This window comes from Paenibacillus jiangxiensis (assembly GCF_046098255.1).
Lineage (GTDB): Bacteria > Bacillota > Bacilli > Paenibacillales > Paenibacillaceae > Paenibacillus > Paenibacillus jiagnxiensis.
Map to the genome: position 1 here is coordinate 1 of NZ_JBJURI010000025.1, position 25,704 is coordinate 25,704.

Below are 25,704 nucleotides of genomic sequence, written 5' to 3' on the forward strand. Positions count from 1 at the left end.
GGTCTCCGCTCATCTCTTCGCTTTTCAAGGCAGTAAAATCCTGCGAATGAGTGAGCATTCGTGAGAAAACACCTTAAATACGAGGGACGTTTGCCGGCGAGCCTATTTCCCGCTTTTCGGCGTTCAAGGAACAATTTCGACCAAATAAGCGCGCCAACAACCATTAAAAATGAAACCTTCACTTTTTCGCCCTAATAAGCTCGGTGATAACCGTTAACCTAGAAAATGTTCAGATCGATTAGTCATTCGAGGCCTACCCGTTAGTCAAACACCGATTTTTGGGTTGAGCCTTATTTCGTGAACAGCTTTTCGGCGTCATCCAGCGCCATGCGATGGCCGAGCGAGGAATAATCAAGCCATTTTTGTCCGTCCAGGATGTAGACATGATTATTTTTGACCGCCTTGAGCGTTTTCCACACCGGGTTTTTCTCAAGCTCTGCAAATTTTGTTTTCGCTTCTTCACCCTTGCTGATGATGACAAAAATGGCGTCAGCATCATAATCTGGCAGCACTTCCTGCGAAATTACCTGGTAAGGCTCGTCCGTGATTTGTTTTACTTGATCCGGAGGAGTCAATTTAAGATCGTCATACATAATAGGGCCTACCGGACGCTTCATACCCATGACGCGCAGTTCCTTCGGTGTCATCCGGATCGCCATCACCTTGGCGTTTGCCCCAAGCTCGCTGTGGATCAGCTGGCTTACCTCTTGCGCTTTCTTGTCATACTCCTCGATAAAAGCCTTCGCTTCCGCTTCCTTGCCCACAATCTTCGCAATCCGGTTCAGATGGTCGCGCCATGTGCCCGAGTCCATATCAATGCTGATGGTAGGAGCGATTTTTTCATAATCGGCCAGATCCTTGCCACCAAATTCTTTATCCACATAGATGACGTCAGGCTTAAGCGCCAGCACGGACTCCATATCAGGATCTGAAGCGACTCCCAGCTTGGCGGTGCCCTGCAGCATGTCCGCCACATGCGGCAAGAAATCCTTCACATCTCCGCCTACGACAGAGCCGGCTGGCTTAATGCCGAGCGCAAGCAGATTATTCGTAACATGGATGGAAAGAGAAGCAATAACGGCGTCTGCAGAATGGGTTTCCGTCTCCGTTCCGGCAGCGGCGCTTGAGCCTGCAGCATCACCATTGCTGGAATTTTGCAACTGTCCTGATTGGCCGCACGCGGACAGCAGCAGGATTAAAGTTAGACCGAGAAAGGTCAGCAGCATTTTTTTCATATCTTTGAGTTCCTCCGGTATTATGATTTGGTCTTAAGAAGTAAGTATAAGAAATAAGGTCCACCGATGGCGGCTACAACGACTCCGGCCGGAACGGCGTTTGGCGTGAAGATGGAACGACCCACCGTATCGGCGGTAACCAGAATAACAAGCCCTGTCAAGGCGGAAGCCGGAAGGAAATTGGCATGCCGCGGTCCGGCGAGCCGTCTGGCGATGTGGGGGGCGATCAGCCCAATAAAGCCGATGCTTCCCGTCATGGCCACGCTGGCGCAGGAAACGGCAACCGCCATCATCAGCAGCACGATACGGCTTCGATTGACACGGCTGCCTATTCCTGATGCCATTTCATCCCCCAGTGTGAACAGATCAAGCGTTCGCGACCGGGCATAACAGAGTGGCACCAGAATTGCGATCCAGGGAAGCAAGGCCAAGACATGAACCCAATCTCTCCCCCATACACTGCCAGCCAGCCAACGCGCAGTGAAAGAATAGGTATCCTCGTCCAGTCTTAACGACAGGAACAAGGTGAGGGCGCTGATACCAGCCTCGATGGCTATCCCTACAAGGAGCAAGCGTATCGGGACCAGGCCCTTGAACCGGTCGTAGGCCAGCAGCATGATCACCACGGCTGTAAGCATGCCGGTAGCAAAGGTGAAGATCGGAATGAGCAGGGCGACTGGGCCTTCCATCGTTCTGAAGAAGGAAACAAACACAATCAGGCCGAATGCAGCTCCCGCATTTAGACCCAGAATGCCCGGGTCTGCCAGAGAGTTGCGCGAGATCCCTTGCAGCACTGCTCCAGCCGTGCCCAGCCCGATCCCGGCCAGCATCGTAACGAGAATGCGCGGCAGCCTGTACTCGAACAGCACCAGCTGATCTGTCTCCGTCCCTCCGCCAAACAGCACATGAAACACTTCCATGGGGGCAATCCGGATCGTCCCTGTGTTCAAGCTGATGATGATGACAATCAAAGCGACCAGCAGGAGGATAAGGCACACAACCACCGCCCTAATGGTTCTTCTTTTTTCCACCCGCCTCATCTACAGCTCCCTCCTTTCCTGCCGGGCCAGATACAGGAAGAAAGGAACTCCGACAACGGCGACCATGGCGCCAATGGCAAATTCTCTAGGCGGATTGACCATTCGTGACGCAAAATCGGCCCAGATGAGCAGAATCGCCCCCCATAAGCCTGACATTGGCACCAGCAGCCGATAATCTACACCGACAAACCGGCGCACCATATGAGGCACGACAAGCCCAATGAAGCTGATAGAGCCTACGACAGATACAGAAGCCCCTGCCAGAACAATAACCGCCGCCAAGGCCATAAACCTCACCCTGCCGATTTTGACGCCTAAATTGGCAGCTGTCTCCTCGCCCAGCGACAAAAAGTTGACCTGCCTGCTGATCACACAGGAAAACAGCAGAGTTAGAGCAACTAGCGGAACAAGTATGCGGAGATGCTCCCATCTGACACCTGCGACTCCTCCTGCATACCAGAAGGCCAAATCCTGACTCAGATCAAAGTAGATCGCAATACCGGTACTCAAGGAATGCAGCATTGCGGCGACGACAGAGCCCGCAATCGTCAGCCTCAGAGACGTAAGCCCGCCCTTCGTTGATAAAGCGAGCAGCATAATCAACAGCGTGCTGAGCGCTGCTCCTACAAAGGATATACTCATCAGCATGGAGTAAGAGATACCCGGAACCAGCGCAAAGCTGAGCGCAACGGCACAGGCCGCGCCCGCATTTATGCCCAGTACCCCCGTGTCTGCCAGCGGATTCCGTGTCACTCCCTGCATCAGCGCACCGGCAGTGGCAAAAGCCGCGCCCGTGATTGCTGCCCCGAGGACGCGCGGGAGCCGCAGATCATGAATAACAGTATGAAGCGTTATCGACGGATCATAAAAAAACACAGCCGACCACACCGCAGCCAAATCCGCTTCCTTGGCTCCGAATGACACGGCGGCCAGTATGGTTATCGCCAATACTGCGCAGGAAAATAAAAACCATAAGAGGGTTATGTAAAATTTGCTCCGGATCATTGGTTATGCAAGCCAGCCCTCCTATTAATATTGATAATCATTATCATTTGACGATTATAAATATTACACTATATTAAACAACTTAACAATCATTTTTTTGCAAATTAATAAGGTAGGAGCAATTTTAAATTTTAATTTTTTAGGCATATACCTATAAACTATTAGGAGCAAGCCGACGAAAAATAGAATATAAGGAGGATTCAAATTTTATGAATGATGAAATAAAAAAAGCCTTGGAGAAACCGCAAGCTGTCATCGTCAAACTGCTTGACGGAAGCATCCTGCTGGGATGGCCCAAGCTTCTGCCGGACGCCTCAGCCTTCAATCTGTATGATGATAAAAGCGTGCATACCGTATCCGTAAGAGATGTCGAGAAAGTCACAAGAGTGATTGTCTAGAGGTGTTCCGGGAATGTCCGTTAATGCTGAAGCCACCAAATCAGCCCGATAAGGGCGCACCAAAGCACCAGGCTAATGCATATCCCCCAGAACAAACCTTTAAACAGCTTCATGTCACCAGGCAACCTTTCCTAAGCTTTCCGTTATTATAACATGCATCTTTCCCCAAAATGCCATTAGCCCATAACAATAAATAAAACAGCACATATCATTACGGAATGCTTGGCCAATTGTAAGCTTGATGCTTTTGGAACACAGAGCGGGCGGTATCGTTTCTCGCTCCCGCAGACTATTTTCATCATTATACCGCTCTGCTGAAGCTATTGTTGTATGCTGCGGGCATCCTGTTCAGGAATGCCCTTATCCAACCTTCCGCGCTTTGCAGCACCAAGATTTTTCACCTTTTCTATTCCCATCCCTTTTTACAGCGAAACAAGCAGAGATGCAAGGCTTAAGATCCGTCATACTTTCCAGCTGGAAATGAAAAACATCACAAAAATCAATTTTAGTGATGAAAAATTCTCGAAAACGATGTATAATTATTTACATAACAATTCGGCTGGAAGGTGAAGAATGATGACAAACATTATAAAAGTGCAGGAATTAAAATCTTTGCTTCCCTGTGAACATCAAAGCATTTCTCATTATGTCGAGCATGCGTTGGAATCCATTGATCAATTTGTTGAGCAGCACCGCCTGTTCGTAGCTTCCCAGGCACTGTACGGAGAAAAAATCAACGGCCAGGAAGAGGCACTGTTCCGCGAGACGATCAACGATATTAAAAAACAGCTTGTGTTGACATTGGAAAAAACAGTCGAAGATTTTATGCATAAAGGCGACAAGCACTGGAACAACCATTTCAAGGATGGTGTAGAATAATATAAAAGAAAAAGCCCTGGCCATATACGCCATGGGCTTTATTTTTTTACCTTAAAACAGTATGCTTATCATTTCTACTTGGCCGCACTGACTTTAACAGGAGCGGTTACATACTTCCCGCTGTAGGAAGCTTTTACCGTGGAGCTGCCCTTGGCAACCGCTTGAACATTACCGCCGCTTACCGTAGCGACGCCCGTTTTGCTTGAAGTCCAAGTGGCCGCATCGGTTACATTTTTGCTGCTCCCATTATCATACTTCGCCGTCACCGTCAGCCTCTGGCTTGCTCCAGGAGCAAGATTCACTTGTTTACTACTGATGACCAGCTTCTCCAGCTTGGTGGACACGGTCACCTGAATCTGCACACTCTTGTCCTGGTATGTCCCCGTCAGCGTGGCGGTACCGAAGCCGACAGCCTTGATCGTGGAGCCTTTTATAGTCGCTACCCCTGCGTTGGACGTCGTCCACTTCATGCTTTTGGTCAGATTGGCTGATGAGCCGTCTGTAAATACGCCGGTCACTTTAATTCCCTTGCTCTTCTTCAGATTCAGCTCCACATTGGCCGTACTGGACGAGAGGCTCTGAATGACAGGCTCCACTTTTACAGAAGCCTTCACGTATTTCCCCATATACATCGCCTTGACCGTTGCAGTCCCCTTGCTGACCGCTTTGATCTTGCCATTTTGAACGGTTACTTTTGCGTTGGAAGCGACCCACGATACTTCATCGCTGATATCCTTGGAGGACCCGTTGGCAAGCTGGGCCTTGACGGTCGGCAGAGAAGTTTCCTGCCCTGCAGTCAGCGTATATTTGGCCTGTGAAACCGTAAGCTTGGTCACTTTATACTGAACGGTCACCGGGATTTGCACCTGCTTCCCGCTGGCGAAGGCCGTCAGATTCGTTGTTCCCGGAGCAGCAGCGACCAGCTTGCCGTTCTCCAGCTTGGCCACAGCTGTGTTGCCGACTGACCAGGTAACGTCAGAAGTCACACTCCGTTTGGAGCCATCCACCAAATAAGCGGAGACACTTGGAAGGGTCGTTTTGCTGCCCATAATGATCGGCAAGCTCGTTTTGCTCGCTACAAGACGGTCAATGGTTGGCAGCACGGTTACCTTAACACTTTTGCTGTATCCATTGTAGGATACCTTTACCGTTGACTTACCGGCTGCCTTTGGGGTGATAACCCCTTCATCTACTGACAGTACAAGCGGGTCGGAGCTGCTCCATTCCGCCTTATTCGTTACATCCGTTTTCGCTCCGGTAAGGGAGACGTCCGTCGCTTTCAGTTTTTGCGAGGATCCGCCCAGGAACAGGGATAGGCTTCCCGTTTCACTTAATAAAAGCGCCTGTGATGACGAACGTACGTACACCGTAATCCGGGTGCTGAGCCCGTCTGCACGAGCTGCTATGTATGCCACACCTTTTGCAACAGGCTTGACCAGACCGTTCTCCACCGTTGCCACCGATGTATCGGATGAGCTCCAGCTTACTCCTGAAGGAGTCTCCGTCTTGCCTGATGCCAGCAAGCCTGTCACCTTCAATTGTTCCCCTTGACCCCCAGTCAGCAGATCAATTTTACTGGAAGGCTCCAATGTCAGCTTTGTATAGCGGGCTTTGACCTTAATGTTGAGCGCCAGCGTTTCGCTGTTCCAGTAAACGGTGATTCTGGCCGTTCCTTCGGAGAGTGGTGTAATCAGCCCATTCTCCACCTTGGCAACCCCGTTATTGCTGGACGTCCATTCAGCCTCGGCCGTAACATCCGTCTTGTTAGCCGAATTGTCGACAGCCGCAATTTTTAACTGGACCGCCTCTCCCCCTGCAATCCATTCATCCGGCACCTGACTGCTCCACTCCAATGCCGCCGAATCCGTTCCCGCCGCGCGGATAACCCCCGCCGGATAGACGGTCAGAAACAGCAGCAGTGCAGCGAGTAAATAGGCACATCGCCTGCCTGCAGCTTCCATGCACTTCTCTCCTTTTCATCTTTCACTGAATTAGGATAAAAATCCCAACATTTATTATCGGAAGGAAGCATGCTTTTTTGAAGACTTTTATAAAAATTAGGTTTAAATTACCATTAAAAATTCATAAATGAGCATATTTTCAACAACCGCGTAAAGAGCGGACTACAAATGTATAGTCTTTCTTGCTTAATTTTTGTCCGTCAGCGATTATGACAAAATCCCGGTCATGGCTCCGGACGCTCGAATGATAGGCAATGAGCCGTTCTCCCTGCCAGACCGTGACGGCGGATTGAAAATATACGGCATTGTCAAACTGCAGCATGTCTGACATGATGTAGCCTACGGAATGCAGCTTCGTGCGGGAACGGTTCCTGCTGTCTGTATGTAAAGGCTGAATGATACTGATCCTGTCGAAAGGAATCGTCTGCATTCCGGGGCCGAGGATCAGGCTTTTGTCCGTATAATTCATTCGTTCCACGGTTCCCCGCACCTGCATCATTCCATCATTCTCATAGTGCACAATGACCTGACGTCCAATCCATTGTCGCATGCCGTCACCTCCGGATGTCAGTGATTCGGTATGGCCCAATCAATCGGCTGCATACCATGTTCTGTCAAAAACGCATTCGTGCGTGAAAAAGGTCTGCTTCCAAAAAAGCCTCTGTGTGCGGCAAAAGGGCTGGGATGGCTCGATTCGATCACCAGATGCTTATTTTTGTCGATAAATGCGCCTTTCTTCTGCGCATGGCTTCCCCACAGTATAAAAACAGCAGGCTGAGACCGTTGGTTAAGCTCCTCAACGACCGTATCCGTAAACCGCTCCCATCCGATCCCCTGATGGGATTGCGGCTGGCCGCGCCGTACTGTCAGCACGTTATTCAGCATCAGCACCCCTTCTTCCGCCCAATGCACCAAATAACCGTGATTAGGAACAGACACTCCGAGATCACTGTGCAGCTCTTTATAAATATTTTGCAAAGACGGCGGCACTCTTACCCCCGGTCTGACGGAAAAGCTTAATCCGTGGGCTTGTCCAGGCCCGTGGTACGGGTCCTGCCCGAGAATGACGGCTTTCGTCCCGCTGTACGAAGTCAGCTTGAGCGCCGAGAACAGATCCTCCTTGGGTGGATAGACCTCGTACTGTTTATATTCCCTCGCAAGCTTGTATCTTAAATCATTAAAATAAGCTTTCTCCAGCTCCTCCTTGAGCGCTTCATCCCAGTCGTTGCCAAACACCCGTTTCCCCTCCCAGATGAAAAAATCTCCAACTTCTCCAAAGATGAAAATAGGCCGACTCCTTGATCCGGAGCCAGCCTATTTCTGTTAATTACTGTGTTAATGCCGAGGACCGGGCTCGAACCGGTACGGTAGTCACCTACCGCAGGATTTTAAGTCCTGTGCGTCTGCCAATTCCGCCACCCCGGCTTATCAACCGCTTTTTTCAGCGTTTTATTATTCGCAACATTCCGAGGATCTAAGCATTCGTTAGATCGAAATTCGCCTCGTGCGATGAAAAACCCGTTCGTTAGGGTCACTTGGATATATTACGCTTTTTTTCGCGATTTGTAAAGTATAATTTACAAAAAAAATTTAACCGAAAGAATTATGGCGCAGGCGCCAAAAAATTTATCTGTTTACCGGATGGAGCCCTTAAAGTATGCGTACACTAAAAACGTCTTTCAAACTATACCACAAGGGGTGTTACGAATGCGTGAAGGGTTGGTACCTGCCGTACTTGGAACTGTCGTTACAGCTTCAGGAGCAGCTTTGCTGGGAAGCAGATACAAACTGGCCGCCAGCGGCATCCTGGGATTCGGACTTGCCCATATGGTGCTCGGCACCATCGATTTGTTCGAACATCGGTAAACGTTTGAAAACATCCGGAGGATGACTCCGTCCTCCGGCACTAATGATTCATCATTCAGCGGATGGTTCAGAAAAAGAAGAGCCAGGTTTTACGCTCTTACATGTAAAACCCTTTATATAAATGAGGTGAACAGAATGACTGCGAACAAGCCGAAAGGAGCATCCCAATCCAAATATGATCTGGAGAAGACCGAGCCGGGCTTTGACTGTCTGCCGGACATGGATCCACAAAGACCCGCGGCTACCGATATGATTGATGAAGCGGTAGGTAAAGCTCTGGACAAGCTCAGAGACGATTTTACCGGCATAAACAGCGGCAAAGACGGAGAAGAACAGCAGCGCTGATTCCGCGAGCTCCGTTATGGACGTACTTTCAGAGGAAAACAGATTATGCTTAGAAAACAGATTGAACTTTTACGTTTAGAGGAAGTTTTACTTGCGATTAAGAAAATCTTCTTGCAATTAACGAAGAAGCTTATAATTCAAAAAAGCCGCTCAGCTTTTTAGCTCAGCGGCTCTTTCCCTGATGGATATTCAGTTTATGTATAGGCGGACTGACGGTTTATTTGAAAATGATCATAATCCAGCCGATAATCGAAATCCAGAGTATAATGCTAATGAGTGTTCCCCAAAGAATGCCGGTCGCAAATCTGCCCTCTCCTTGAGGGCGCGCCTCCTTCAGCTTTGCCAACAGCTTCAGTTCATTCCAGTTCATCAGAACCCCTCCTTATGATCTATGTCGACATTTAAGGGGTAATTATGTAGAGCCAAAGTCACATTTTGAAAAATTATGTTCTCGGGACAAGCATCACTGCAACTCCCACAAGGCATATCAAGGCTCCCCACAGATCATAAGAATCCGGGACTTTTTTATCAACAAGCCACGCCCAGCCTATAGATAGCACAATGAATACGCCGCCATATGCCGCATATACTCTTCCAAAGGAAGAAAACACCTGAAACGTGGCAACGATGCCATAGAGTACAAGAGCAATGCCTCCGGCCAGTCCCAAATACCATGCCCGGCCTTCGCGGAGCCATTTCCAAATCAGATAGCCTCCGCCAATTTCAGCAATTCCGGCCAGCAGAAATATAAATATGGCTTTTATCATATGTCCCCTCCTTTGAAGACAAGTGTACCGCAAAAAAGGGGGACATGTACACCGGCCCAAAAAACACGCTTTACGAATTTTACATTCCCAAAAAAAATCACTTGACGGAGTAATAGACAATATTGTATATTAATCAATGTCGCTGTTTACTTTATTCTGTAGTCGGTAAGTCATACTTGGGGCCCTTAGCTCAGTTGGTTAGAGCGGTCGGCTCATAACCGATTGGTCGGGGGTTCGAGTCCCTCAGGGCCCATATTTAGAGAAAAATCTTTGCATGTTATGCAGAGGTTTTTCTTTTTTTGCAAGAAAAACGTCCATCGATGTACTTTCACAGAAGACAGACCGCATTTAGTTGTTTTTCTTGCGATTTCAGGAAGGTTATGCCGGGAGGTTTTACCCGGAACCCCTGCAGCAGGGATTCCGGCTGCACATTGCACTTCTTAAACCCTATAAAATGAATTTTACACCATAACGCCCTTTTCTCGATTGATACACTTCAACAGCTCTTGGATCATGATAGCCGTAAATCCAGCCGTCTTCCTCAAGCCGTTTGGCGAGGCATCCCGCCTGAAATTTGGTTGTATACAATTTTCCGAAATACACCCACCTCATGGCTCTCCCTCTTTCCAAGTCAGTTTCGTGCTTTTAGTGTACCCTTTTCCTGCGCAATTAGTACATGGGTATCCCCAGGCAGTAGAAACAGCCCGGCGGCCGCCGGGCTGGAATAATGACCAGTATATTTTTTTATTGGCCAAAGGAAGCGGGATCCTGTCTCCAGGAACGGAGCAGTTCAAGCTCGCTTTCCTGGATGGCACCCTCGCGAAGGGCGACGTCCATAAGAGATGAATAATTGGACAGGCTCTCCAGCTTGACGCCAGCCTCGGCGAAGGCCTGGGTCGCCTTATCCAGCTGGTAGCTGAAAATGGCCAGCACGGCCAGCGGAGTTGCGCCTGCCTGCTCTACCGCTTTTGCCGCCTTGATAGAGCTGCCTCCTGTGGAGATCAAGTCCTCAATGACGATGACCTTCTGTCCTTCCCGGATCAGTCCTTCAATCTGGTTCTCTTTGCCGTGTCCCTTCGCTTTATCACGCACGTAAGCCATGGGAAGATTCAGCTTTTGCGCTACCCAGGCCGCATGCGGAATACCGGCTGTAGCCGTCCCGGCAATGACCTCTGCCTCCGGATAGCGCTCACGGATCACCGCAGCGAAAGCATCCGCAATAAGCTCACGCACCTCCGGGTAGCTCATTGTAAGCCGATTGTCGCAGTAAATCGGCGATTTGATGCCCGATGTCCAGGTAAAAGGCTGCTGCGGCCGCAAGGCCACCGCCTTGATGCGCAGCAGATGTGTTGCAATTTGCTCAGGGATTTGTGCCAATGATATTGTCATGCCTTCATCATCTCCTCAATAATTTGCTCGGCGGCCGTTCTCGGGTCCGCTGCTTCCGTAATCGGGCGTCCTACTACAATATAACTGCTGCCGCCTGCAATAGCTTGTCCTGGCGTCAAAATACGCGCCTGATCCCCGACAGAGCTGCCGGCCGGGCGAATACCCGGCGTGACTGTCCGGAAATCCGGTCCGCAGGCGGCCCCGATGGCCTGCACTTCAAGCGGAGAAGCGACGACACCGTGCAGCCCCGCTTCCTGTGCCAGCCGGGCATATCTTACAACCGTGTCCTCCACAGCACCCGCGATGCCAATTTCTTCATTCATCGTACGCTGATCCGTGCTTGTCAATTGGGTCACGGCAATGATCTGCGGCAGCAGCAAGGATGAACTTGCTTCCACGGCCTCTTGTGCTCCTTCTCTGGCCGCGCGCATCATGGCGGAACCTCCGGCTGCGTGAACGTTGAACATGTCAACACCTAGCCGCGTAATGCTGCCGGCTCCACCACGCACTGTATTTGGAATATCGTGCATTTTCAGGTCAAGGAAAACGGAATAGCCTTTATCCTTAAGCTCGCGTACAAAATCAGGACCCGCTGCGTAAAAAAGCTGCATGCCCACCTTCATATAGCAGGGAATGCCCTGCAGGCTTTTCACCAGCTTACGCGCCTTGTCCGCATCCGGAAAATCCAATGCAATCATCAGGCGCTCAGCCATACTCTGCGGTAATGTCGTCACTGCCTCACATCTCCCGTCCGTGATAAAGGACATCCTTCAGCCTTGAGCTGTCAGATGTCCTTTCCAAAATTTTTGATGATGCTGCCGAAGGTTAGCGGCTCAGTGCCGGCATGGCTTCGGAGGAGAAGTTCAGCGTCTCCAACATGCCCAGCAGCGCACGAACCGTATCCAGGGACGTCATGCACACCACTCCGTTCTCTACCGCTTCACGGCGGATACGGAAGCCGTCCCGCTCAGGGGTCTTGCCTTTGGTCAGTGTATTGAATACGAAGTTGGCTTCGCCTGTGCGAATCAGATCCAGAATGTTTGGCGTACCTTCGCTCAGCTTGTTCACAATCGTTACTGGAATGCCGGCCTGCTCAAGTGCCGTCGCAGTACCTCCAGTAGCAATGATTTTGTAACCCAGCTTGTAAAATCCGCGCAGCAGCTCTACCGCTTCCACTTTATCCTTGTCGGATACGGTGGCGATAATGGCTCCTGTAGACGGGATTTTCATACCTGCACCGACAAGGCCTTTATAGAGAGCCTTCGCATATTTCACATCACGGCCCATCACTTCGCCCGTAGATTTCATTTCAGGTCCCAGCGTCGGCTCCACACGACGCAGCTTCGCGAAGGAGAATACCGGCACCTTGACCGATACATGATCGCTTTCCGGCCAGAGTCCGTCTTCATATCCCATATCCTTCAGCTTCGCGCCAAGAATGGCCTGGGTGGCAATATTCGCCATCGGAATGTTGGTCACCTTACTCAGGAACGGCACCGTCCGGGAAGAGCGCGGATTCACTTCGATGACGTATACTTCGCCGTTATGGATAACAAACTGGATGTTCACCAGTCCGATCGTTTTCAGCTCTTTGGCGATGCTGATGGTGATATCCACGATCTTTTGCTTCAGGCTTTCGTCCAGATGCTGCGGAGGATAGACCGCGATCGAGTCGCCGGAGTGAACCCCTGCACGTTCGACATGCTCCATGATGCCAGGGACGAGAACCGTTTCCCCGTCGCAGATGGCGTCCACTTCGACCTCTTTGCCAAGCATGTAGCGGTCGATCAGCACCGGATGCTCCGGATTGATTTTAACGGCTTCCTTCATGTAGCTGAGCAGCTCGTCGTCCGAGTATACAATTTCCATCGCGCGTCCGCCGAGCACGTATGAAGGACGCACAAGCACCGGATAACCCAGTCCCTGCGCGGTTCCGACCGCTTCATCAACCGAAGTCACCGTGCTGCCCTGCGGCTGTGCGATGCGGAGACGGGACAGCAGCGCTTCGAACTTTTTGCGGTCTTCCGCTTCGTCAATGCTGGCCAGATCCGTACCAAGGATTTTTACCCCTGCGGCGCTCAGCGGTGCCGCCAGGTTGATCGCCGTTTGACCGCCGAACTGCACGATGACACCGATCGGCTTTTCCTGCTCGATGACGTTCATGACATCCTCGAAGAAGAGCGGCTCGAAGTAGAGACGGTCGGACGTATTGAAATCTGTGGACACTGTCTCAGGGTTATTGTTAATGATCACCGCTTCATAGCCGGCTTTCTGAATCGCCCATACCGCGTGCACCGTCGAGTAGTCGAACTCGATCCCCTGACCGATCCGGATTGGCCCGGAACCCAGTACGACAACCTTCTCTTTGCGGGTCTCGGAAACCTCGTTCTCTGTTTCGTAGGTCGAGTAATAATATGGCGTGGTCGCCTCGAATTCTGCAGCGCAGGTGTCCACCATTTTATAGACAGGACGCAAATTATAGCTCAGACGGAATTCACGGACTTCCACTTCCGTAGTACAGTGTCCGCCCAATTGGCCGGACGCGCGCACTTCCGCAATCGACCGGTCCGTAAAACCGAGACGCTTGGCTTGATACAGAGTCTCATAAGTCAGCTCCGGCTCTGCTGCCATACGGCTTTCGAAGCCGACGATGCCTTCAATTTTGTCCAGGAACCACCAGTCCACCTTCGTCAAATCCTGAATCTCCTGTTGGCTGTACCCACGGCGGAAGGCCTCGGCAATGAGGAATATGCGTTCATCATCCGCTTTAACAAGCCGGCTCTTCAGCACTTCATCAGAGAGATCTTCGGCGCCTTTCAGATAAATGCGGTGTACGCCGATTTCCAGTGATCTGACCGCCTTGTGGATGGATTCCTCAAAAGTCCGGCCGATCGCCATAACCTCGCCGGTAGCTTTCATTTGCGTGCCAAGCTTGCGGTTGGCTGACGTAAATTTGTCGAACGGCCAGCGCGGAATTTTGCTTACGATATAGTCAAGCGTCGGCTCAAAGCAGGCATACGTTTGCCCCGTAACCGGGTTGACGATTTCGTCCAGCGTATAACCAAGCGCGATTTTAGCGGCCATCTTGGCGATCGGATAACCGGTTGCCTTGGAAGCCAGCGCCGACGAACGGCTTACGCGCGGATTGACTTCAATAACATAGTATTGATAGCTGTATGGGTCCAGCGCGAACTGCACGTTGCAGCCGCCCTCAATGTTGAGCGCGCGGATAATTTTCAGCGATGCCGAGCGCAGCATCTGGTACTCACGGTCAGACAGCGTCTGGCTTGGTGCCACTACGATGCTGTCTCCGGTGTGAACGCCAACCGGGTCAAAGTTTTCCATGTTGCACACAACGATACAGTTGTCGTTGCCGTCGCGCATAACCTCGTATTCGACTTCCTTCATGCCGGCAATGCTTTTTTCGATCAGACATTGGCTGATCGGGCTGTAACGAAGGCCGGAGGCCACCGTTTCGCGCAGCTCTTCTTCCGTCGCACAGATACCGCCACCTGTACCACCAAGCGTATAAGCCGGGCGCACAATGATCGGGTAGCCGATTTCTCCTGCAAAATCCAGAGCTTCCTGCATGGTGGTCACGATCGTGCTTTCCGGTACAGGCTGCTCCAGCTCGCGCATAAGCTCACGGAACAGATCGCGGTCCTCCGCTTTTTCGATGGAGCTGAGCTGAGTGCCGAGCAGCTTCACGTTCTCGCTTTCCAGGACGCCCGCTCGCGCCAGCTCCACCGCCATGTTCAGGCCCGTTTGCCCTCCGAGGGTTGGCAGCAGGCCGTCCGGACGCTCCTGACGGATGATTTGTGTCACGAATTCCAGCGTAATCGGCTCGATGTATACCTTATCCGCCATATTGGTGTCCGTCATGATGGTTGCCGGGTTGCTGTTGATCAGGATGACTTCCACGCCTTCTTCCTTGAGCGCCTGGCATGCCTGGGTACCGGCATAATCGAATTCAGCCGCCTGGCCGATGACGATCGGTCCGGAACCGATCACCAGTATTTTCTTGAGGTCTTTATGCTTCGGCATATTAGCGGACTCCTTTCCCGGCAGCTGCGATAACGACCTGGCGCGGCTGCTTCGGATGGTTTTGTTTGTGCTCCCGGATCATCTCAAGGAAGCGGTCGAACAGATAGCTGTTGTCTTGCGGACCTGGCGCCGCTTCAGGATGGTATTGCACCGAGAACGCAGGATACTTCTTATGTTTGAGACCTTCAATGGTCTTATCGTTATTGTTGATATGGGTCACTTCCAGGTCCGTACCGTGCACGGACTCTTCGTTGACCGTGTAGCCATGGTTCTGCGAAGTGATGAAGCAGCGCCCGCTTTCCAGCTCCTTCACGGGATGGTTGCCTCCGCGATGGCCGAATTTCAGCTTCTCGGTGTCTGCGCCGGTGGCCAGTGCGAACAGCTGATGACCCAGGCAGATGCCGAACATCGGATATTCACCAAGCAGCTCGACGATGGTTTTCACCGCATGCGGAACGTCTTTCGGGTCGCCGGGACCGTTCGAAAGCTGAATTCCGTCCGGATTGAGCCTGCGGATTTCGTCCGCTGTCGTATCATGCGGTACGATCACCACGTCGCAATCACGCTTGTTGAGCTCACGCAAAATGCCGCTCTTGGCGCCGTAGTCAATCAGCACGATCCGTTCTTTGCTTCCCGGGCTGTTATATACGTGGCGCGTCGAGGTCATCGGCACCTGATTGCGCAGCTCGGCAATCGTTGTATCGTTCATCATTTCCATCAGTTCTTCCACCGGTTTGGAGGAGGTTGTAAGAATGCCCTTCATCGTACCATGATGACGGATCATGCGGGTGAGCATGCGGGTATCGATATCGCTGATGCCGACGATGCCGTATTCCTTCAGCAGATCATCCACGCTGTACTGTGCCCGCCAGTTGCTTGGTACCGGCTCGTAACGGCGAACCGCAAAGCCGTGCACGTAAGGACGCACGGATTCAAAGTCGTCACGTGTAATTCCGTAGTTGCCGATCAGCGGATACGTCATCGTGACAATCTGGCCGCAGTATGACGGATCTGTCAGCACCTCTTGATAGCCTGTAATCCCTGTATTAAATACGACTTCACCCGTTTTTTCACCATCCGCGCCGAATGCCTTGCCGGTGAACAGCGTACCGTCTTGAAGCAATAATCTTGCCTGCATCCCGTTCTCACTCCTCAATTATGTCTTTATAGATCAATGTCGTTTCGTTATTGTACGTTTGCGCTCCATACGAGCCGCCCGTCCACCCAGGTCTTCACCGGCCAGCCCTTCAGCTTCCAGCCTGTAAAAGGAGTGTTGCGGCCTTTGGATTCAAAGGTCAGAGGGTCAACCACCTGCTCGCTTTCGAGGTCGATCATGGTCAGATCAGCAGGCGTTCCCTCTTCCAGGACCCCGGCATCCAGACCGAATACTCTGGCCGGATCTGAAGTCATGCGTTTCACCAGAAAATCCAGTGTCCATACTCCGGTGGCCACGAACCGGGTATACAGCAGCGGGAAGGCTGTTTCAAAGCCTACGATGCCAAACGGCGCCAGCTGCATGCCTTTCGCCTTTTCCTCCTCACTGTGCGGTGCATGATCCGTGACAATGATGTCGATGGTTCCGTCCTGCAGCGCCTCAATGCAGGCCTGCACATCCCGTGTCGAACGGAGGGGAGGATTCATTTTCCAGTTGGCGTCAAGCCCCGGAATATCTTCCTCGGACAACAACAGATGGTGAGGGCACACCTCGGCGGTAACGTTGATTCCAATCTCTTTTGCCTGACGGATCAAGCGAATGGATTGCTCTGTGCTGACATGGCATACATGGTAATGCACACCTGTCGCTTCAGCCAGCAGGATGTCCCTGCCGACATGAATGGCCTCCGATTCGTTCGGAATGCCTTTCAGTCCGTGGCGTCTTGCAAATTCGCCTTCTGCCACCGGCGCTCCTTCAACCAGGGTGTTGTCTTCGCAATGCGCAATCACCGGCATTCCAAGAGCAGCCGCCTTGAACATGGCGTCCTTCATCATCTGTGCGCTCTGCACGCCGACACCATCATCCGTAAAGCCGACGGCTCCGACTGCTTTCAACGCTTCGAAATCCGTCAGCTCCCGTCCGAGCTCGCCTTTGGTGATGGCCGCATAAGGCAGGACTTTGGCCAGTCCCGCCTCGGCAGCTTTATTCAGCACCAGCTGTACCGTTTCCGGATTGTCGGTCACCGGACGCGTATTTGGCATGCAGGCAATCGTGGTAAACCCGCCTTTCACTGCTGATCTGCTGCCGGTTTCGATTGTCTCTTTATGTTCAAAGCCCGGCTCTCTGAGGTGAACGTGCATGTCAATCAATCCAGGAATGACCAGCTTGCCCTGGGCGTCAATCGTTTCAACCTTTCGTTCATCCATCGGTGTTCCGGCTTCAACCAGAATGCTTAAACCGGCATCCGCATCCACAATTGCCGAAATCTTGCCATCTATAATCAGGATGGATTTACGCTCAAGCTCCCCCTGCTCGTTCAGTACGCTTGCATTTGTAATCAACTGGGCCATTTTGTTTTTTCTCCTCCGCTTCAGGTAGTTTGCTTCCTCATCCGGCCTGCTTACAGCTTCATCGCACGTTCCATAACCGCCATGCGGATGGGAACGCCGTTAGCCATTTGCGGGAAGATCCGCGATTGCCCGCTCTCCACGACTGCATCATCAATCTCCACATTCCGGTTGATCGGTGCAGGATGCATGATAATCGTGCCCGGAGCCAATTTGGAGGCTCTCTCCTCTGTAAGCCCGTAGTGCTCACGGTAATTCTCCGCCGACTTCAGCATGCCTTCCGCGTGCCGCTCCAGCTGTACACGCAGCATCATGACGACATCCGCCTGCAGCGCTTCTTCCATGGTTACATACGGAGCGTGCTCCGCCAGTTCCGGTGCCTGCATATTCGGCGGGGCGCAGAAGCTCACCTGTGCTCCGAACTTTTGCAGGGCCCACAGATTAGAGCGCGCCACCCGGCTGTGAAGCACATCGCCGATGATGGATACGCGCAGCCCTTTCAGTTCTCCGAACGATTTGCGCATCGTGTACAGATCGAGCAGCGCCTGTGTCGGGTGCTCATTGTTGCCGTCCCCCGCGTTCACAAGCGGCACATTAACCTTTTCCGCAAGCTGCTCCAGCACTCCCGCCGGTTTGAGCCGGATGACCCCGGCATCAATGCCCATCGATTCGAGTGTTCTCACCGTATCGTAGATGGACTCTCCCTTTGCTACACTGGATGCCGCTGCGGCAAAGTTAAGCACCTGTGCCCCGAGACGCTTCTGCGCCATTTCGAAGGAGAATCGTGTGCGTGTGCTGTTTTCGAAAAACATATTGGCTGCGAAACGGGATTGCAGGACAGGCACGAGCTTCTGCGGCTGGGACTCCCAGTATGCCGCGCGATCGAGAATCGCTTCAATTTCGCTGCGGCTCAAATCTTTAAGCCCAAGCAGGCTGCGGTCCTTCAATTTACTGGCTGCTGCTGTTGTCATGCCTGCTCCCCCCGGTTCTGAATGATCGTCACTTCGTCCTTGCCGTCCGCTTCTTTCAAGGCGACCACGATTTCTTCCGTTTTCGAGGTGGGGATATTTTTACCTATATAGTCGGGGCGGATCGGAAGTTCCCGGTGCCCCCGGTCTGCTAGTACCGCTAGCTGAATCATCTGCGGCCGGCCGCAATCCATTAACGCATCCATTGCCGCACGGATCGTCCGTCCTGTGTATAGTACATCGTCGAACAAAATGACCTTTTTGTCATGCACCGATACATCCGTCGGGGTCATGACAAGCTGCTTGCTGCGATCCTCGCTTGCTGAAGCTCCGCGGTCATCGCGATAAGGGGTTACGTCAAGCTCGCCCCAAGGGATCGGGGTGCCTTCGATTTCTTCAATTTTGGCTGCCAGCCGCTTGGCCAGAAACACTCCGCGCGTGCGGATTCCCACCAGCACACAACCGTTGATGCCTTTGTTTTTCTCCAGTATTTCATGCGCTATCCGGGTCAAAGCGCGGCGGATCGCCAGCTCATCCATCAGTACATGCATTTCGTTGCTGCTCATGCTCCCAGCCTCCTCAGGTTATGTTCCCTTCAGATCTGGTCCCGTGACGGATACAAAAAAGACTCCTTGCCCAAGTTGGCAAGGAGTCCCGATCGACAATCTGCTGCTGTCGTCTGATCTCATTCGAACACACTGAGGGCATACCGCCGCAGCGGAAGCACTTCAGTGATCCATTCACGTTACCTTGCCAGCCTCACGGGACTGATTTAAAGGTGCTATTCAGATTTCCTTCATCATCACATTTCGTGTGATAAATTTCATCGCATCTACACGAAATTATGACAGAAAGAATTTTCACTGTCAACACCTTTGCCTGCCGGGGACCGGAAGCTTTTTAATAATTATACAATATATCTGCATATTTATCCATGCTTATTTTTATAGGCTGCTTACAAGCACAAAAAAACCGCCTTAACAGGCGGTCTTGTTCAACACTTACATAATATTAACATAAATATAAGCTGTATATTATCTGCTGCGCAGGGAGGCCAGCACGTCCTCCATATCCTGCGGGAGCGGTACGCTGAATTCGAGGTATTCACCTGTAGCCGGGTGAACAAAACCCAGTATTGCAGCATGCAACGCCTGTCCGTCCATGCGGATGCCTTTACTGCGGCCATACATCGGATCGCCGACGAGCGGGTGTCCGATAAATTTCATATGAACCCGAATCTGGTGTGTCCGTCCGGTCTCCAGCTTAAGCTCGAGCAGCGTGTAATCTCCGAACCTTTCGAGTACGTGAAAATGGGTAACGGCATGCTTGCTGTTGCGGTCCGTGACCGTAAACATTTTGCGGTCGCCCGGATCACGGCCAATCGGTGCATCCACCGTGCCCTGGTCATGGCTTAAATTGCCGTGTACGAGCGCGATATACCTGCGTGTTACGCTATGCTCCTTGAGCTGGGCGGCCAGCGAAGCATGAGCCTTGTCATTTTTGGCGGCCATCAGCAGCCCGGAAGTGTCCTTGTCAATACGGTGCACAATTCCCGGCCGCAGCTCGCCATTGATACCAGACAGGTCGCGACAATGGTACATCAGCGCATTCACCAGTGTGCCGGAAGCATGTCCGGGAGCGGGATGCACTACCAGTCCACGCGGTTTATTAACCACGATGACGTCCGAATCCTCGTATACCACATCGAGCGGTATATTCTCCGGAACAATTTCCACACCTTCCGGCTCAGGTATGCTCAGCTCAATACGGTCATTTTCCAGCAGCTTGTAGTTGGCCTTCACCGACGCTCCATTCACCAGCACCCGCCCGTCTCCAATCCACAGCTGAATCTGTGATCTGGACACATCGGTCATCCTGTCGGCCAAATATTTATCGATGCGGGTTTTGACCGCTGCCGCATCCACCGTCCATTCCAGCAGATCCCCGCCCTCGTTCTCGTCCGTATCTTCGGAAATGCTGTGATTGTACTCCTCATTCATTCGCGTCCGTTCCTTCCATGCTACGGCTTTCCTTTTGTCGTCTTGAATCCAGCAAAGTATCCAGTATGATAATCGCCACCCCGACCACAATTGCGGAGTCCGCTATATTAAAGATCGGAAAGGTGTAGCTGCCAAAGTTGAAGCGCGCGAAATCCACTACTTCACCGGCGATTGCCCGGTCCAGGAAATTGCCGATGGCCCCGCCCAGCACGAGGCTCAAACCGAACGGCAGCAGCTTCTGCCCGTTGCGGACTGTCTTTCGCAAATACCAGATGATCGCAATGACCACAACCACGGTAATGACAATGAAAAGCTCCCGCTGTCCCTGCAGAATGCCAAATGCCGCGCCCTGATTTCGGTGTGAAGTAATCTGAAAGAAGCTGCCGATGACCGGAATGGTTTCGCCCAGCTCCATCCTCGTTGCAATCAGGTATTTTGTCCCTTGATCCAGTAAAAATACGATTAATGCCACTACATAATAAATCACCGTTGTCACTCCGATCCCATAATTCCGTTACTATCTTCATTCAGACCCATTTATTGTAGCATAAGGGCCGGAACATCGTCCACGAAAGGCACTGTGCGCCAGCCTTGATAGAAATTCCCTCCTCTAAAAAGGAAGCCTGCGGCATACCCTATGTACAGCCGTGACCATTGTCCGATTTCTGAAAGGAGATGCCTTATGTCCCCACTTACCGAGCAGCAGCTGCATACGCTGCGCAACGAGCTGTTAAAGCGCAAGCAGGATATTGAACATCGTCTGCATGGCGGCGACGGACACCGAGGCCTGTCCGACAGTGAGCGTGTACAGACAGGCGAGCTGTCCCTGATCGATAACCACCCGGGTGATGTTGCTACGGAAACCTATGAACGAGGTAAGGATTTGGCGCTGGTCGAGCATGATGAGTTTATGCTGGAGCGTATAGACTCGGCCCTCAAAGCGATGGACGAAGGCACCTATGGCATTTGCGCCGCCAGCGGGAAGCCCATTCCTTATGAGCGCCTTTTGGCCGTTCCGTACACGAAATACCTCGCCGAATACAATCCGGAGCAGGAGGTTACGAATAACCGCCCTGTCGAGGAAGAGTTTCTCTATCCTCCGTTTGGCCGCTCCAGTCTGGATGAGCACGAATACAACGGCTTTGACGGAGAGGATGCATGGCAGATCGTTTCAAGCTGGGGCAATTCCAACTCACCCGCCATGTCCGAAAACCGCGAAGTTCATAACTATGATGAAGTGGAAATTGAAGACGGCGATGATAACCAGGGTTTTGTAGAATCATACGAAAGCTTCATTGCAACAGATATCACCGGTGACAACGTCACAGTCGTCCGCGGTCCCATGTACCAAAAATATATAAGTCAGGGTGAGGGTGAGGCGCTGCTTGAGCCGGATGATATCGCCGAAGAGTAAAAATGCGGCTAATAAGTAGACAGCTCAAGCTGATGCTGTACGATCCTTACAATATCGGCAATATAATCCCCGATGATGGGAAGATTCAACTTGCCAAGCACCTGCAACACGTAGATAATCGTCGCCGCAAAAAAAGTAAAGCCGATCGCAATGCCGACCCCACGGGACGTTCCTGCCAGCAAATTAAGCCAGATCAGCCGCCAGGGCCTGTTGAGCAGCATGGCATATTCGGCTACCCTGGAAATCTCCATATTGTCGGCCATCCATTGCGGGGTTCCGAATCGCCTTTTCTTCCCAGTTCGTATGAAGGAAGTTCCGGCCCCCCCATTGCCGCGGATATGATGATTCACTACCGAACGGCTTATTACGCCGCGACGACGCTTGCCTTCAGCCATCTTAAGCACTCCTCCCTGTTCATAGTAACCTGCAGGGAACAATAAACGAGCCGTGCGCAGAGGGACATCGTATCCGTCTCAAGCAGCACAGGCTCGTTTTACCAAGTTCACTCTATTCTATTATGCGCCTCGCAATGCAGCCTTATTCTGCGATATGAACCCCGATTGTTTTTCCACCGGCTTCCACACGCTCCATAGGCTCGGTACTGCCAAAGGCAAGCTCCGTTACCAGCACGTTGTCACGCAGCACGTTCTCAAACCGTTCAATGGCCACTTTAAGTTCATCGTCAACATCCAGTGTAAGAGCCACTCGTTTCTCGATCGGCAGATCCAGCTTTTTCCGGTAATCCTGAACGACACGCACCACTTCACGAACCCAGCCTTCCTGCTCCAGCTCTGGTGTGACATCCGTGTTGAGGGCAACCGTAAGGCCGTAGCCGGATGCGGAAGCAAAACCTTCCTTGGCCTTTTTCTCCACCAGCAGCTCCTCAGCCGTAACCTGTAGCTCCTCACCTTCCGGAGATACAACGTTCAGGACACCACCCTCCACGATAGCGCGCGTCTCATCCGCAGACATGCCTTTGAACAGATTTTGCAGGAAGCCGACATTTTTGCCATATTTCTTGCCCGCTACCTTCAAATTCAGCTTCAAGAGGAAGTCGACAAAACCGCTGTCATCCGTTTCCGTATGGATATGCTTTACATTGATCTCGTCCTTGATGATCTCCTCATAACCGGCCAGATCAAAATCACGGTCCATGGAAACGATCAGCTCGGAGAGCGGCTGTCTTGTTTTGATGGACGTTTCGTTGCGCACGTTGCGCGCGAGTTCCACCACCCGGCGGGCAGTTTCCATATCCTGCTCCAGCTTGGCATCGATCAGCGACTCATCGGCTGCCGGATAATCCTCAAGGTGCACGCTTTCCCCGCTGCTCAAGTTCTGATAGATATCCTCGGCCACCATCGGTGTGAACGGAGCCAGCAGCTTGGCGGTGGTCAGCAGCACATGGGTCAGCGTCCGGTAGGCGTCCAGCTTATCTTCCGTGAGGCCGCTGCCCCAGAAGCGGTCGCGCGAGCGGCGGATATACCAGTTGCTGAGCTCATCCACGAAGGCTTCGATCGCCTTGGAGGCATTCAGGAAATCGTTCACGGCCAAGCCTTTGTCAACCACCTTGATCAGACTGTTCAGACGGGACAGGACCCAGCGGTCAAGCTTGTGGCTCGAAGGCTTGAAAGGATGCTGCGCCGGATCAAAGCCGTCGATCGTGGCATACAGCGTCAGGAACGCATGTGTGTTGACCAGAGTGTCCACCAGCTTGGATTTTGCCTCTCCGACAATGCCCTTCGAGAAACGCTTGCTGTTCCATGGAGCACTGTCCGAAAGCAGCGCCCAGCGGAAGGCATCCGTGCCGTACTCGTTGATAATCTCCCATGGATCGATGACATTGCCCTTGGATTTGGACATTTTCTGGCCCTGCTCATCCAGCACGTGCCCTGTAGCCATAACCGCCTTGTATGGCGCCTTGCCTGTCAGCAATGTCGACACGGCGAGCAGGCTGTAGAACCAGCCGCGAGTTTGGTCAATGCCTTCGCAGATCATGTCAGCCGGAAACTGCTGGGCAAATGTCTCCTGATTTTCAAACGGATAATGATGCTGTGCAAACGGCATCGATCCGCTGTCAAACCATACGTCGATCACTTCCGGCGTACGGGTCATTTCATATTTGCCGCAGGCGCTGCGGACCTTGATTTGATCCACATACGGCTTATGCAGCTCAATATCCTCCGGCACGTCGCCGATGGCTCGTTCGCGAAGCTCGGCGATGCTGTGCGGCGCAAACTGCTCCCCGGTTTCCGCGCAAGTCCAGATATTCAGCGGTGTGCCCCAATAACGGTCACGGCTGATGTTCCAGTCCACGAGATCCTCCAGGAATTTGCCAAAGCGTCCTTCGCGCACATGCCCCGGATACCAGTCTACCTCGCTATTGTTAGCGATAAGCTGATCCTTGATCGCCGTCGTTTTGATAAACCAGCTGTCCATCGCATAATAGAGCAGCGGTGTATCGCAGCGCCAGCAGAATGGATAGCTGTGCTCATATTTTTCTTTGCCATAGAGCAGACCTTTGTCAGACAGCATTTTCACGATATCGACATCACATTCTTTTACAAAACGGCCCGCCAAATCCGTGATTTGATCCGTATAACGCCCCTGCAGATTCACCACATTGATAAAACCGACTCCGTTCTCACGGCACACTCTGTAGTCGTCCTCACCATGGGCAGGAGCCATATGGACAATCCCTGTACCGCTTGTGTCCGTTACAAAGCCTGCGCCGAGAATCGTATTGCCCTTCTCCACTTGGATGTAGTTGAACGGCGGCGTGTAGGTTTTGCCCACCAGTTCCGAGCCCCGAAGGGTACCAATGATCTCATGATCACCGTTCATGACCTTCTCCACCAGATTTTTGGCGACAATATATACGCCGTCCTCCTGCTTGACTCTCGCATACTCCATATCCGGATTCACCGCGAGCGACGTGTGGCCTGGCAACGTCCATGGTGTGGTCGTCCATGCCAATACGTATTCGCCGGTGTCATGCAGCTTGAATTTGGCAGTGGCGCTCAGGTCTTTGACATCCTTATACCCTTGAGCCACCTCGTGGGAGCTGAGTGTCGTCTGACAGCTAGGGCAATAGGGACTTACACGATGGCCGCGGTACAGCAGCCCCTTCTCGTGAACTGTCGCAAGAATATTCCATACGCTCTCGATATAGTTGTTCTCCAGGGTCACGTACGGATGATCAAGATCGGTCCAGTAGCCGATGGCCTCCGTCAAATCTCTCCACTGCTGCTCATATTCGAATACGCTCGCTTTACACTTCTTGATAAACTCCTCAACACCGTATTCTTCGATTTCGTGCTTATGAGAAATGCCAAGCTGCTTCTGCACACCAAGCTCAACCGGCAGGCCATGCGTGTCCCATCCCGCTTTGCGGACGACGCGGTAACCCTTCATCGTTTGATAGCGGCCAATGAAATCCTTGATGACACGGCCTAGCACATGGCCGATATGCGGTTTGCCGTTCGCTGTAGGCGGTCCCTCGTAAAACACGTAATTCGGTCTGCCTTCACGATGTATCATCGATTTGCGGAATGTGTCGTCTTCCTTCCACTTATTCAGAACCCGCAACTCGCGGGTCCGCGCTTTCTCCTTGACATCCACTCTTTGCATGTAAAATCCGTCCTTTCGTTTATGAACCTTGGCGCTTCAGCTGAAAACCGACAACAAAAAAAGCCCCGTCCCTGTATTAGGGACGAGGCTGTGCTCGCGTTACCACCCTTATTCCGCCTCTTGTGCATTCTCTCGTAAATACACAAGTGAGCGGCGCTCATATCCCCGCCTGCATGCTGCGGGGAGCCGATATAACGTTCGGCATACGGTGACCGCTTACTCACGCCGGGGCGCTTCAGCTCACTTCTCCGGGAAGATATTCAG

At 52.1% G+C, this 25,704-nt stretch carries 25 protein-coding genes, 2 tRNA genes and 1 other annotated feature (1 of these 28 only partly in view); of the genes, 6 read left to right on the top strand and 21 right to left on the bottom strand.

Features of this window, described 5'->3' with window-relative positions:
• Positions 1 to 290: 290 nt before the first annotated feature.
• Genes ACI1P2_RS21790 through ACI1P2_RS21800 form a run of 3 tightly spaced genes read right to left on the bottom strand, consistent with a single transcriptional unit; the run spans position 291 to position 3,280 of the window.
• Positions 291 to 1,235: an ABC transporter substrate-binding protein gene (locus tag ACI1P2_RS21790; protein ID WP_355322585.1), complete on the bottom strand. Its 945-nt coding sequence runs from the start codon at positions 1,233 to 1,235 to the stop codon at positions 291 to 293.
• Positions 1,236 to 1,255: 20 nt separating this feature from the next.
• A complete protein-coding gene (locus ACI1P2_RS21795; RefSeq protein WP_355322587.1) occupies positions 1,256 to 2,275 on the bottom strand; it encodes a FecCD family ABC transporter permease in 1,020 nt (339 codons plus the stop codon).
• The gene (locus ACI1P2_RS21800) at positions 2,276 to 3,280 is read right to left on the bottom strand and encodes a FecCD family ABC transporter permease (RefSeq protein ID WP_355322589.1); all 1,005 of its coding nucleotides are present in this window, start codon (positions 3,278 to 3,280) and stop codon (positions 2,276 to 2,278) included.
• A 209-nt stretch (positions 3,281 to 3,489) separates the two neighbouring features.
• On the opposite strand from ACI1P2_RS21800, the gene ACI1P2_RS21805 reads away from it, so the two are divergent.
• Positions 3,490 to 3,678, top strand: a complete 189-nt coding sequence (locus tag ACI1P2_RS21805; protein WP_355322591.1) for a hypothetical protein — start codon at positions 3,490 to 3,492, stop codon at positions 3,676 to 3,678.
• Between the two features lie 576 nt (positions 3,679 to 4,254).
• Positions 4,255 to 4,557 (top strand): hypothetical protein, encoded by a 303-nt coding sequence (locus ACI1P2_RS21810; protein WP_355322593.1) that lies wholly within the window; start codon positions 4,255 to 4,257, stop codon positions 4,555 to 4,557.
• 74 nt (positions 4,558 to 4,631) lie between these two features.
• Here the strand turns inward: ACI1P2_RS21810 and ACI1P2_RS21815 are convergent, their stop codons facing one another.
• The 4 genes from ACI1P2_RS21815 to ACI1P2_RS21830 form a co-directional block, all read right to left on the bottom strand.
• Positions 4,632 to 6,518 (bottom strand): Ig-like domain-containing protein, encoded by a 1,887-nt coding sequence (locus ACI1P2_RS21815; RefSeq protein WP_355322595.1) that lies wholly within the window; start codon positions 6,516 to 6,518, stop codon positions 4,632 to 4,634.
• Between the two features lie 139 nt (positions 6,519 to 6,657).
• Positions 6,658 to 7,068 carry a hypothetical protein gene (locus ACI1P2_RS21820; RefSeq protein ID WP_355322597.1) on the bottom strand — a complete coding sequence of 137 codons (411 nt, stop codon included), beginning with the start codon at positions 7,066 to 7,068 and terminating at the stop codon, positions 6,658 to 6,660.
• A 17-nt stretch (positions 7,069 to 7,085) separates the two neighbouring features.
• Positions 7,086 to 7,754, bottom strand: a complete 669-nt coding sequence (locus ACI1P2_RS21825; RefSeq protein WP_355322599.1) for a uracil-DNA glycosylase — start codon at positions 7,752 to 7,754, stop codon at positions 7,086 to 7,088.
• Between the two features lie 103 nt (positions 7,755 to 7,857).
• Positions 7,858 to 7,943 (bottom strand) — tRNA-Leu (locus tag ACI1P2_RS21830).
• Between the two features lie 282 nt (positions 7,944 to 8,225).
• Here ACI1P2_RS21830 and ACI1P2_RS21835 point away from each other — a divergent pair.
• Positions 8,226 to 8,384 (top strand): asparagine synthase, encoded by a 159-nt coding sequence (locus ACI1P2_RS21835; RefSeq protein ID WP_355322601.1) that lies wholly within the window; start codon positions 8,226 to 8,228, stop codon positions 8,382 to 8,384.
• A gap of 135 nt (positions 8,385 to 8,519) precedes the next feature.
• On the top strand, positions 8,520 to 8,729 hold the full coding sequence (locus ACI1P2_RS21840; protein WP_355322603.1) for a hypothetical protein: 210 nt from the start codon (positions 8,520 to 8,522) through the stop codon (positions 8,727 to 8,729).
• 217 nt (positions 8,730 to 8,946) lie between these two features.
• Here the strand turns inward: ACI1P2_RS21840 and ACI1P2_RS21845 are convergent, their stop codons facing one another.
• Positions 8,947 to 9,099 carry a hypothetical protein gene (locus ACI1P2_RS21845; RefSeq protein ID WP_355322605.1) on the bottom strand — a complete coding sequence of 51 codons (153 nt, stop codon included), beginning with the start codon at positions 9,097 to 9,099 and terminating at the stop codon, positions 8,947 to 8,949.
• 73 nt (positions 9,100 to 9,172) lie between these two features.
• Positions 9,173 to 9,496, bottom strand: a complete 324-nt coding sequence (locus ACI1P2_RS21850; RefSeq protein WP_355322607.1) for a YnfA family protein — start codon at positions 9,494 to 9,496, stop codon at positions 9,173 to 9,175.
• A 179-nt stretch (positions 9,497 to 9,675) separates the two neighbouring features.
• Here ACI1P2_RS21850 and ACI1P2_RS21855 point away from each other — a divergent pair.
• Positions 9,676 to 9,749 (top strand) — tRNA-Ile (locus tag ACI1P2_RS21855).
• 194 nt (positions 9,750 to 9,943) lie between these two features.
• On the opposite strand, the gene ACI1P2_RS21860 is transcribed toward ACI1P2_RS21855, so the two are convergent.
• The 10 genes from ACI1P2_RS21860 to lspA all read right to left on the bottom strand — a co-directional run bounded on the left by ACI1P2_RS21860 (position 9,944) and on the right by lspA (position 20,886).
• Positions 9,944 to 10,108, bottom strand: a complete 165-nt coding sequence (locus tag ACI1P2_RS21860; protein ID WP_408976300.1) for a hypothetical protein — start codon at positions 10,106 to 10,108, stop codon at positions 9,944 to 9,946.
• Between the two features lie 132 nt (positions 10,109 to 10,240).
• Positions 10,241 to 10,885, bottom strand: coding sequence for an orotate phosphoribosyltransferase (gene pyrE / locus ACI1P2_RS21865; protein ID WP_355322608.1), 645 nt, complete (start codon positions 10,883 to 10,885; stop codon positions 10,241 to 10,243).
• Positions 10,882 to 11,598: an orotidine-5'-phosphate decarboxylase gene (pyrF, locus tag ACI1P2_RS21870; RefSeq protein WP_355322797.1), complete on the bottom strand. Its 717-nt coding sequence runs from the start codon at positions 11,596 to 11,598 to the stop codon at positions 10,882 to 10,884. Before pyrF ends, pyrE begins: the two co-directional genes overlap by 4 nt.
• Positions 11,599 to 11,710: 112 nt before the next feature.
• Positions 11,711 to 14,929, bottom strand: a complete 3,219-nt coding sequence (carB, locus tag ACI1P2_RS21875; RefSeq protein ID WP_355322610.1) for a carbamoyl-phosphate synthase large subunit — start codon at positions 14,927 to 14,929, stop codon at positions 11,711 to 11,713.
• Position 14,930: 1 nt separating this feature from the next.
• On the bottom strand, positions 14,931 to 16,067 hold the full coding sequence (gene carA / locus ACI1P2_RS21880; protein ID WP_355322612.1) for a glutamine-hydrolyzing carbamoyl-phosphate synthase small subunit: 1,137 nt from the start codon (positions 16,065 to 16,067) through the stop codon (positions 14,931 to 14,933).
• A 47-nt stretch (positions 16,068 to 16,114) separates the two neighbouring features.
• A complete protein-coding gene (locus ACI1P2_RS21885) occupies positions 16,115 to 17,434 on the bottom strand; it encodes a dihydroorotase (protein WP_355322614.1) in 1,320 nt (439 codons plus the stop codon).
• 50 nt (positions 17,435 to 17,484) lie between these two features.
• Entirely contained in the window at positions 17,485 to 18,402 is a 918-nt protein-coding gene (locus ACI1P2_RS21890; protein ID WP_355322616.1) for an aspartate carbamoyltransferase catalytic subunit, read from the bottom strand.
• On the bottom strand, positions 18,399 to 18,965 hold the full coding sequence (gene pyrR / locus ACI1P2_RS21895; RefSeq protein WP_355322618.1) for a bifunctional pyr operon transcriptional regulator/uracil phosphoribosyltransferase PyrR: 567 nt from the start codon (positions 18,963 to 18,965) through the stop codon (positions 18,399 to 18,401). The genes ACI1P2_RS21890 and pyrR overlap by 4 nt, the downstream gene beginning before the upstream one ends.
• 468 nt (positions 18,966 to 19,433) lie before the next feature.
• On the bottom strand, positions 19,434 to 20,399 hold the full coding sequence (locus ACI1P2_RS21900; protein ID WP_355322620.1) for an RluA family pseudouridine synthase: 966 nt from the start codon (positions 20,397 to 20,399) through the stop codon (positions 19,434 to 19,436).
• Positions 20,392 to 20,886: a signal peptidase II gene (gene lspA, locus ACI1P2_RS21905; RefSeq protein WP_355322622.1), complete on the bottom strand. Its 495-nt coding sequence runs from the start codon at positions 20,884 to 20,886 to the stop codon at positions 20,392 to 20,394. The genes ACI1P2_RS21900 and lspA overlap by 8 nt, the downstream gene beginning before the upstream one ends.
• A 195-nt stretch (positions 20,887 to 21,081) precedes the next feature.
• On the opposite strand from lspA, the gene ACI1P2_RS21910 reads away from it, so the two are divergent.
• Positions 21,082 to 21,813: a TraR/DksA C4-type zinc finger protein gene (locus tag ACI1P2_RS21910; protein ID WP_355322624.1), complete on the top strand. Its 732-nt coding sequence runs from the start codon at positions 21,082 to 21,084 to the stop codon at positions 21,811 to 21,813.
• Between the two features lie 8 nt (positions 21,814 to 21,821).
• Here ACI1P2_RS21910 and ACI1P2_RS21915 read toward each other — a convergent pair whose 3' ends face one another.
• Positions 21,822 to 22,208 (bottom strand): DUF5665 domain-containing protein, encoded by a 387-nt coding sequence (locus tag ACI1P2_RS21915; RefSeq protein ID WP_355322626.1) that lies wholly within the window; start codon positions 22,206 to 22,208, stop codon positions 21,822 to 21,824.
• Between the two features lie 142 nt (positions 22,209 to 22,350).
• The gene (ileS, locus tag ACI1P2_RS21920; protein WP_355322628.1) at positions 22,351 to 25,440 is read right to left on the bottom strand and encodes an isoleucine--tRNA ligase; all 3,090 of its coding nucleotides are present in this window, start codon (positions 25,438 to 25,440) and stop codon (positions 22,351 to 22,353) included.
• A 75-nt stretch (positions 25,441 to 25,515) separates the two neighbouring features.
• Positions 25,516 to 25,704 (bottom strand) — a binding site (T-box leader) (it continues 86 nt past the right edge of the window).

Excerpts from the sequence above, each read along its gene's own strand:
- ACI1P2_RS21795 (WP_355322587.1), bottom strand. The coding sequence starts at position 2,275 with ATGAGGCGGGTGGAAAAAAGAAGAACCATTAGGGCGGTGGTTGTGTGC.
- ACI1P2_RS21810 (WP_355322593.1), top strand. The coding sequence starts at position 4,255 with ATGACAAACATTATAAAAGTGCAGGAATTAAAATCTTTGCTTCCCTGT.
- ACI1P2_RS21790 (WP_355322585.1), bottom strand. The coding sequence starts at position 1,235 with ATGAAAAAAATGCTGCTGACCTTTCTCGGTCTAACTTTAATCCTGCTG.
- ACI1P2_RS21860 (WP_408976300.1), bottom strand. The coding sequence starts at position 10,108 with ATGAGGTGGGTGTATTTCGGAAAATTGTATACAACCAAATTTCAGGCG.
- ACI1P2_RS21815 (WP_355322595.1), bottom strand. The coding sequence starts at position 6,518 with ATGGAAGCTGCAGGCAGGCGATGTGCCTATTTACTCGCTGCACTGCTG.
- ACI1P2_RS21900 (WP_355322620.1), bottom strand. The coding sequence starts at position 20,399 with ATGAATGAGGAGTACAATCACAGCATTTCCGAAGATACGGACGAGAAC.
- ACI1P2_RS21850 (WP_355322607.1), bottom strand. The coding sequence starts at position 9,496 with ATGATAAAAGCCATATTTATATTTCTGCTGGCCGGAATTGCTGAAATT.
- ACI1P2_RS21890 (WP_355322616.1), bottom strand. The coding sequence starts at position 18,402 with ATGACAACAGCAGCAGCCAGTAAATTGAAGGACCGCAGCCTGCTTGGG.
- ileS (WP_355322628.1), bottom strand. The coding sequence starts at position 25,440 with ATGCAAAGAGTGGATGTCAAGGAGAAAGCGCGGACCCGCGAGTTGCGG.
- ACI1P2_RS21845 (WP_355322605.1), bottom strand. The coding sequence starts at position 9,099 with ATGAACTGGAATGAACTGAAGCTGTTGGCAAAGCTGAAGGAGGCGCGC.
- ACI1P2_RS21915 (WP_355322626.1), bottom strand. The coding sequence starts at position 22,208 with ATGGCTGAAGGCAAGCGTCGTCGCGGCGTAATAAGCCGTTCGGTAGTG.
- ACI1P2_RS21885 (WP_355322614.1), bottom strand. The coding sequence starts at position 17,434 with ATGGCCCAGTTGATTACAAATGCAAGCGTACTGAACGAGCAGGGGGAG.
- carA (WP_355322612.1), bottom strand. The coding sequence starts at position 16,067 with ATGCAGGCAAGATTATTGCTTCAAGACGGTACGCTGTTCACCGGCAAG.
- pyrR (WP_355322618.1), bottom strand. The coding sequence starts at position 18,965 with ATGAGCAGCAACGAAATGCATGTACTGATGGATGAGCTGGCGATCCGC.
- ACI1P2_RS21805 (WP_355322591.1), top strand. The coding sequence starts at position 3,490 with ATGAATGATGAAATAAAAAAAGCCTTGGAGAAACCGCAAGCTGTCATC.
- pyrE (WP_355322608.1), bottom strand. The coding sequence starts at position 10,885 with ATGACAATATCATTGGCACAAATCCCTGAGCAAATTGCAACACATCTG.
- ACI1P2_RS21840 (WP_355322603.1), top strand. The coding sequence starts at position 8,520 with ATGACTGCGAACAAGCCGAAAGGAGCATCCCAATCCAAATATGATCTG.
- ACI1P2_RS21800 (WP_355322589.1), bottom strand. The coding sequence starts at position 3,280 with ATGATCCGGAGCAAATTTTACATAACCCTCTTATGGTTTTTATTTTCC.
- carB (WP_355322610.1), bottom strand. The coding sequence starts at position 14,929 with ATGCCGAAGCATAAAGACCTCAAGAAAATACTGGTGATCGGTTCCGGA.
- ACI1P2_RS21910 (WP_355322624.1), top strand. The coding sequence starts at position 21,082 with ATGTCCCCACTTACCGAGCAGCAGCTGCATACGCTGCGCAACGAGCTG.
- ACI1P2_RS21820 (WP_355322597.1), bottom strand. The coding sequence starts at position 7,068 with ATGCGACAATGGATTGGACGTCAGGTCATTGTGCACTATGAGAATGAT.
- pyrF (WP_355322797.1), bottom strand. The coding sequence starts at position 11,598 with ATGGCTGAGCGCCTGATGATTGCATTGGATTTTCCGGATGCGGACAAG.
- ACI1P2_RS21835 (WP_355322601.1), top strand. The coding sequence starts at position 8,226 with ATGCGTGAAGGGTTGGTACCTGCCGTACTTGGAACTGTCGTTACAGCT.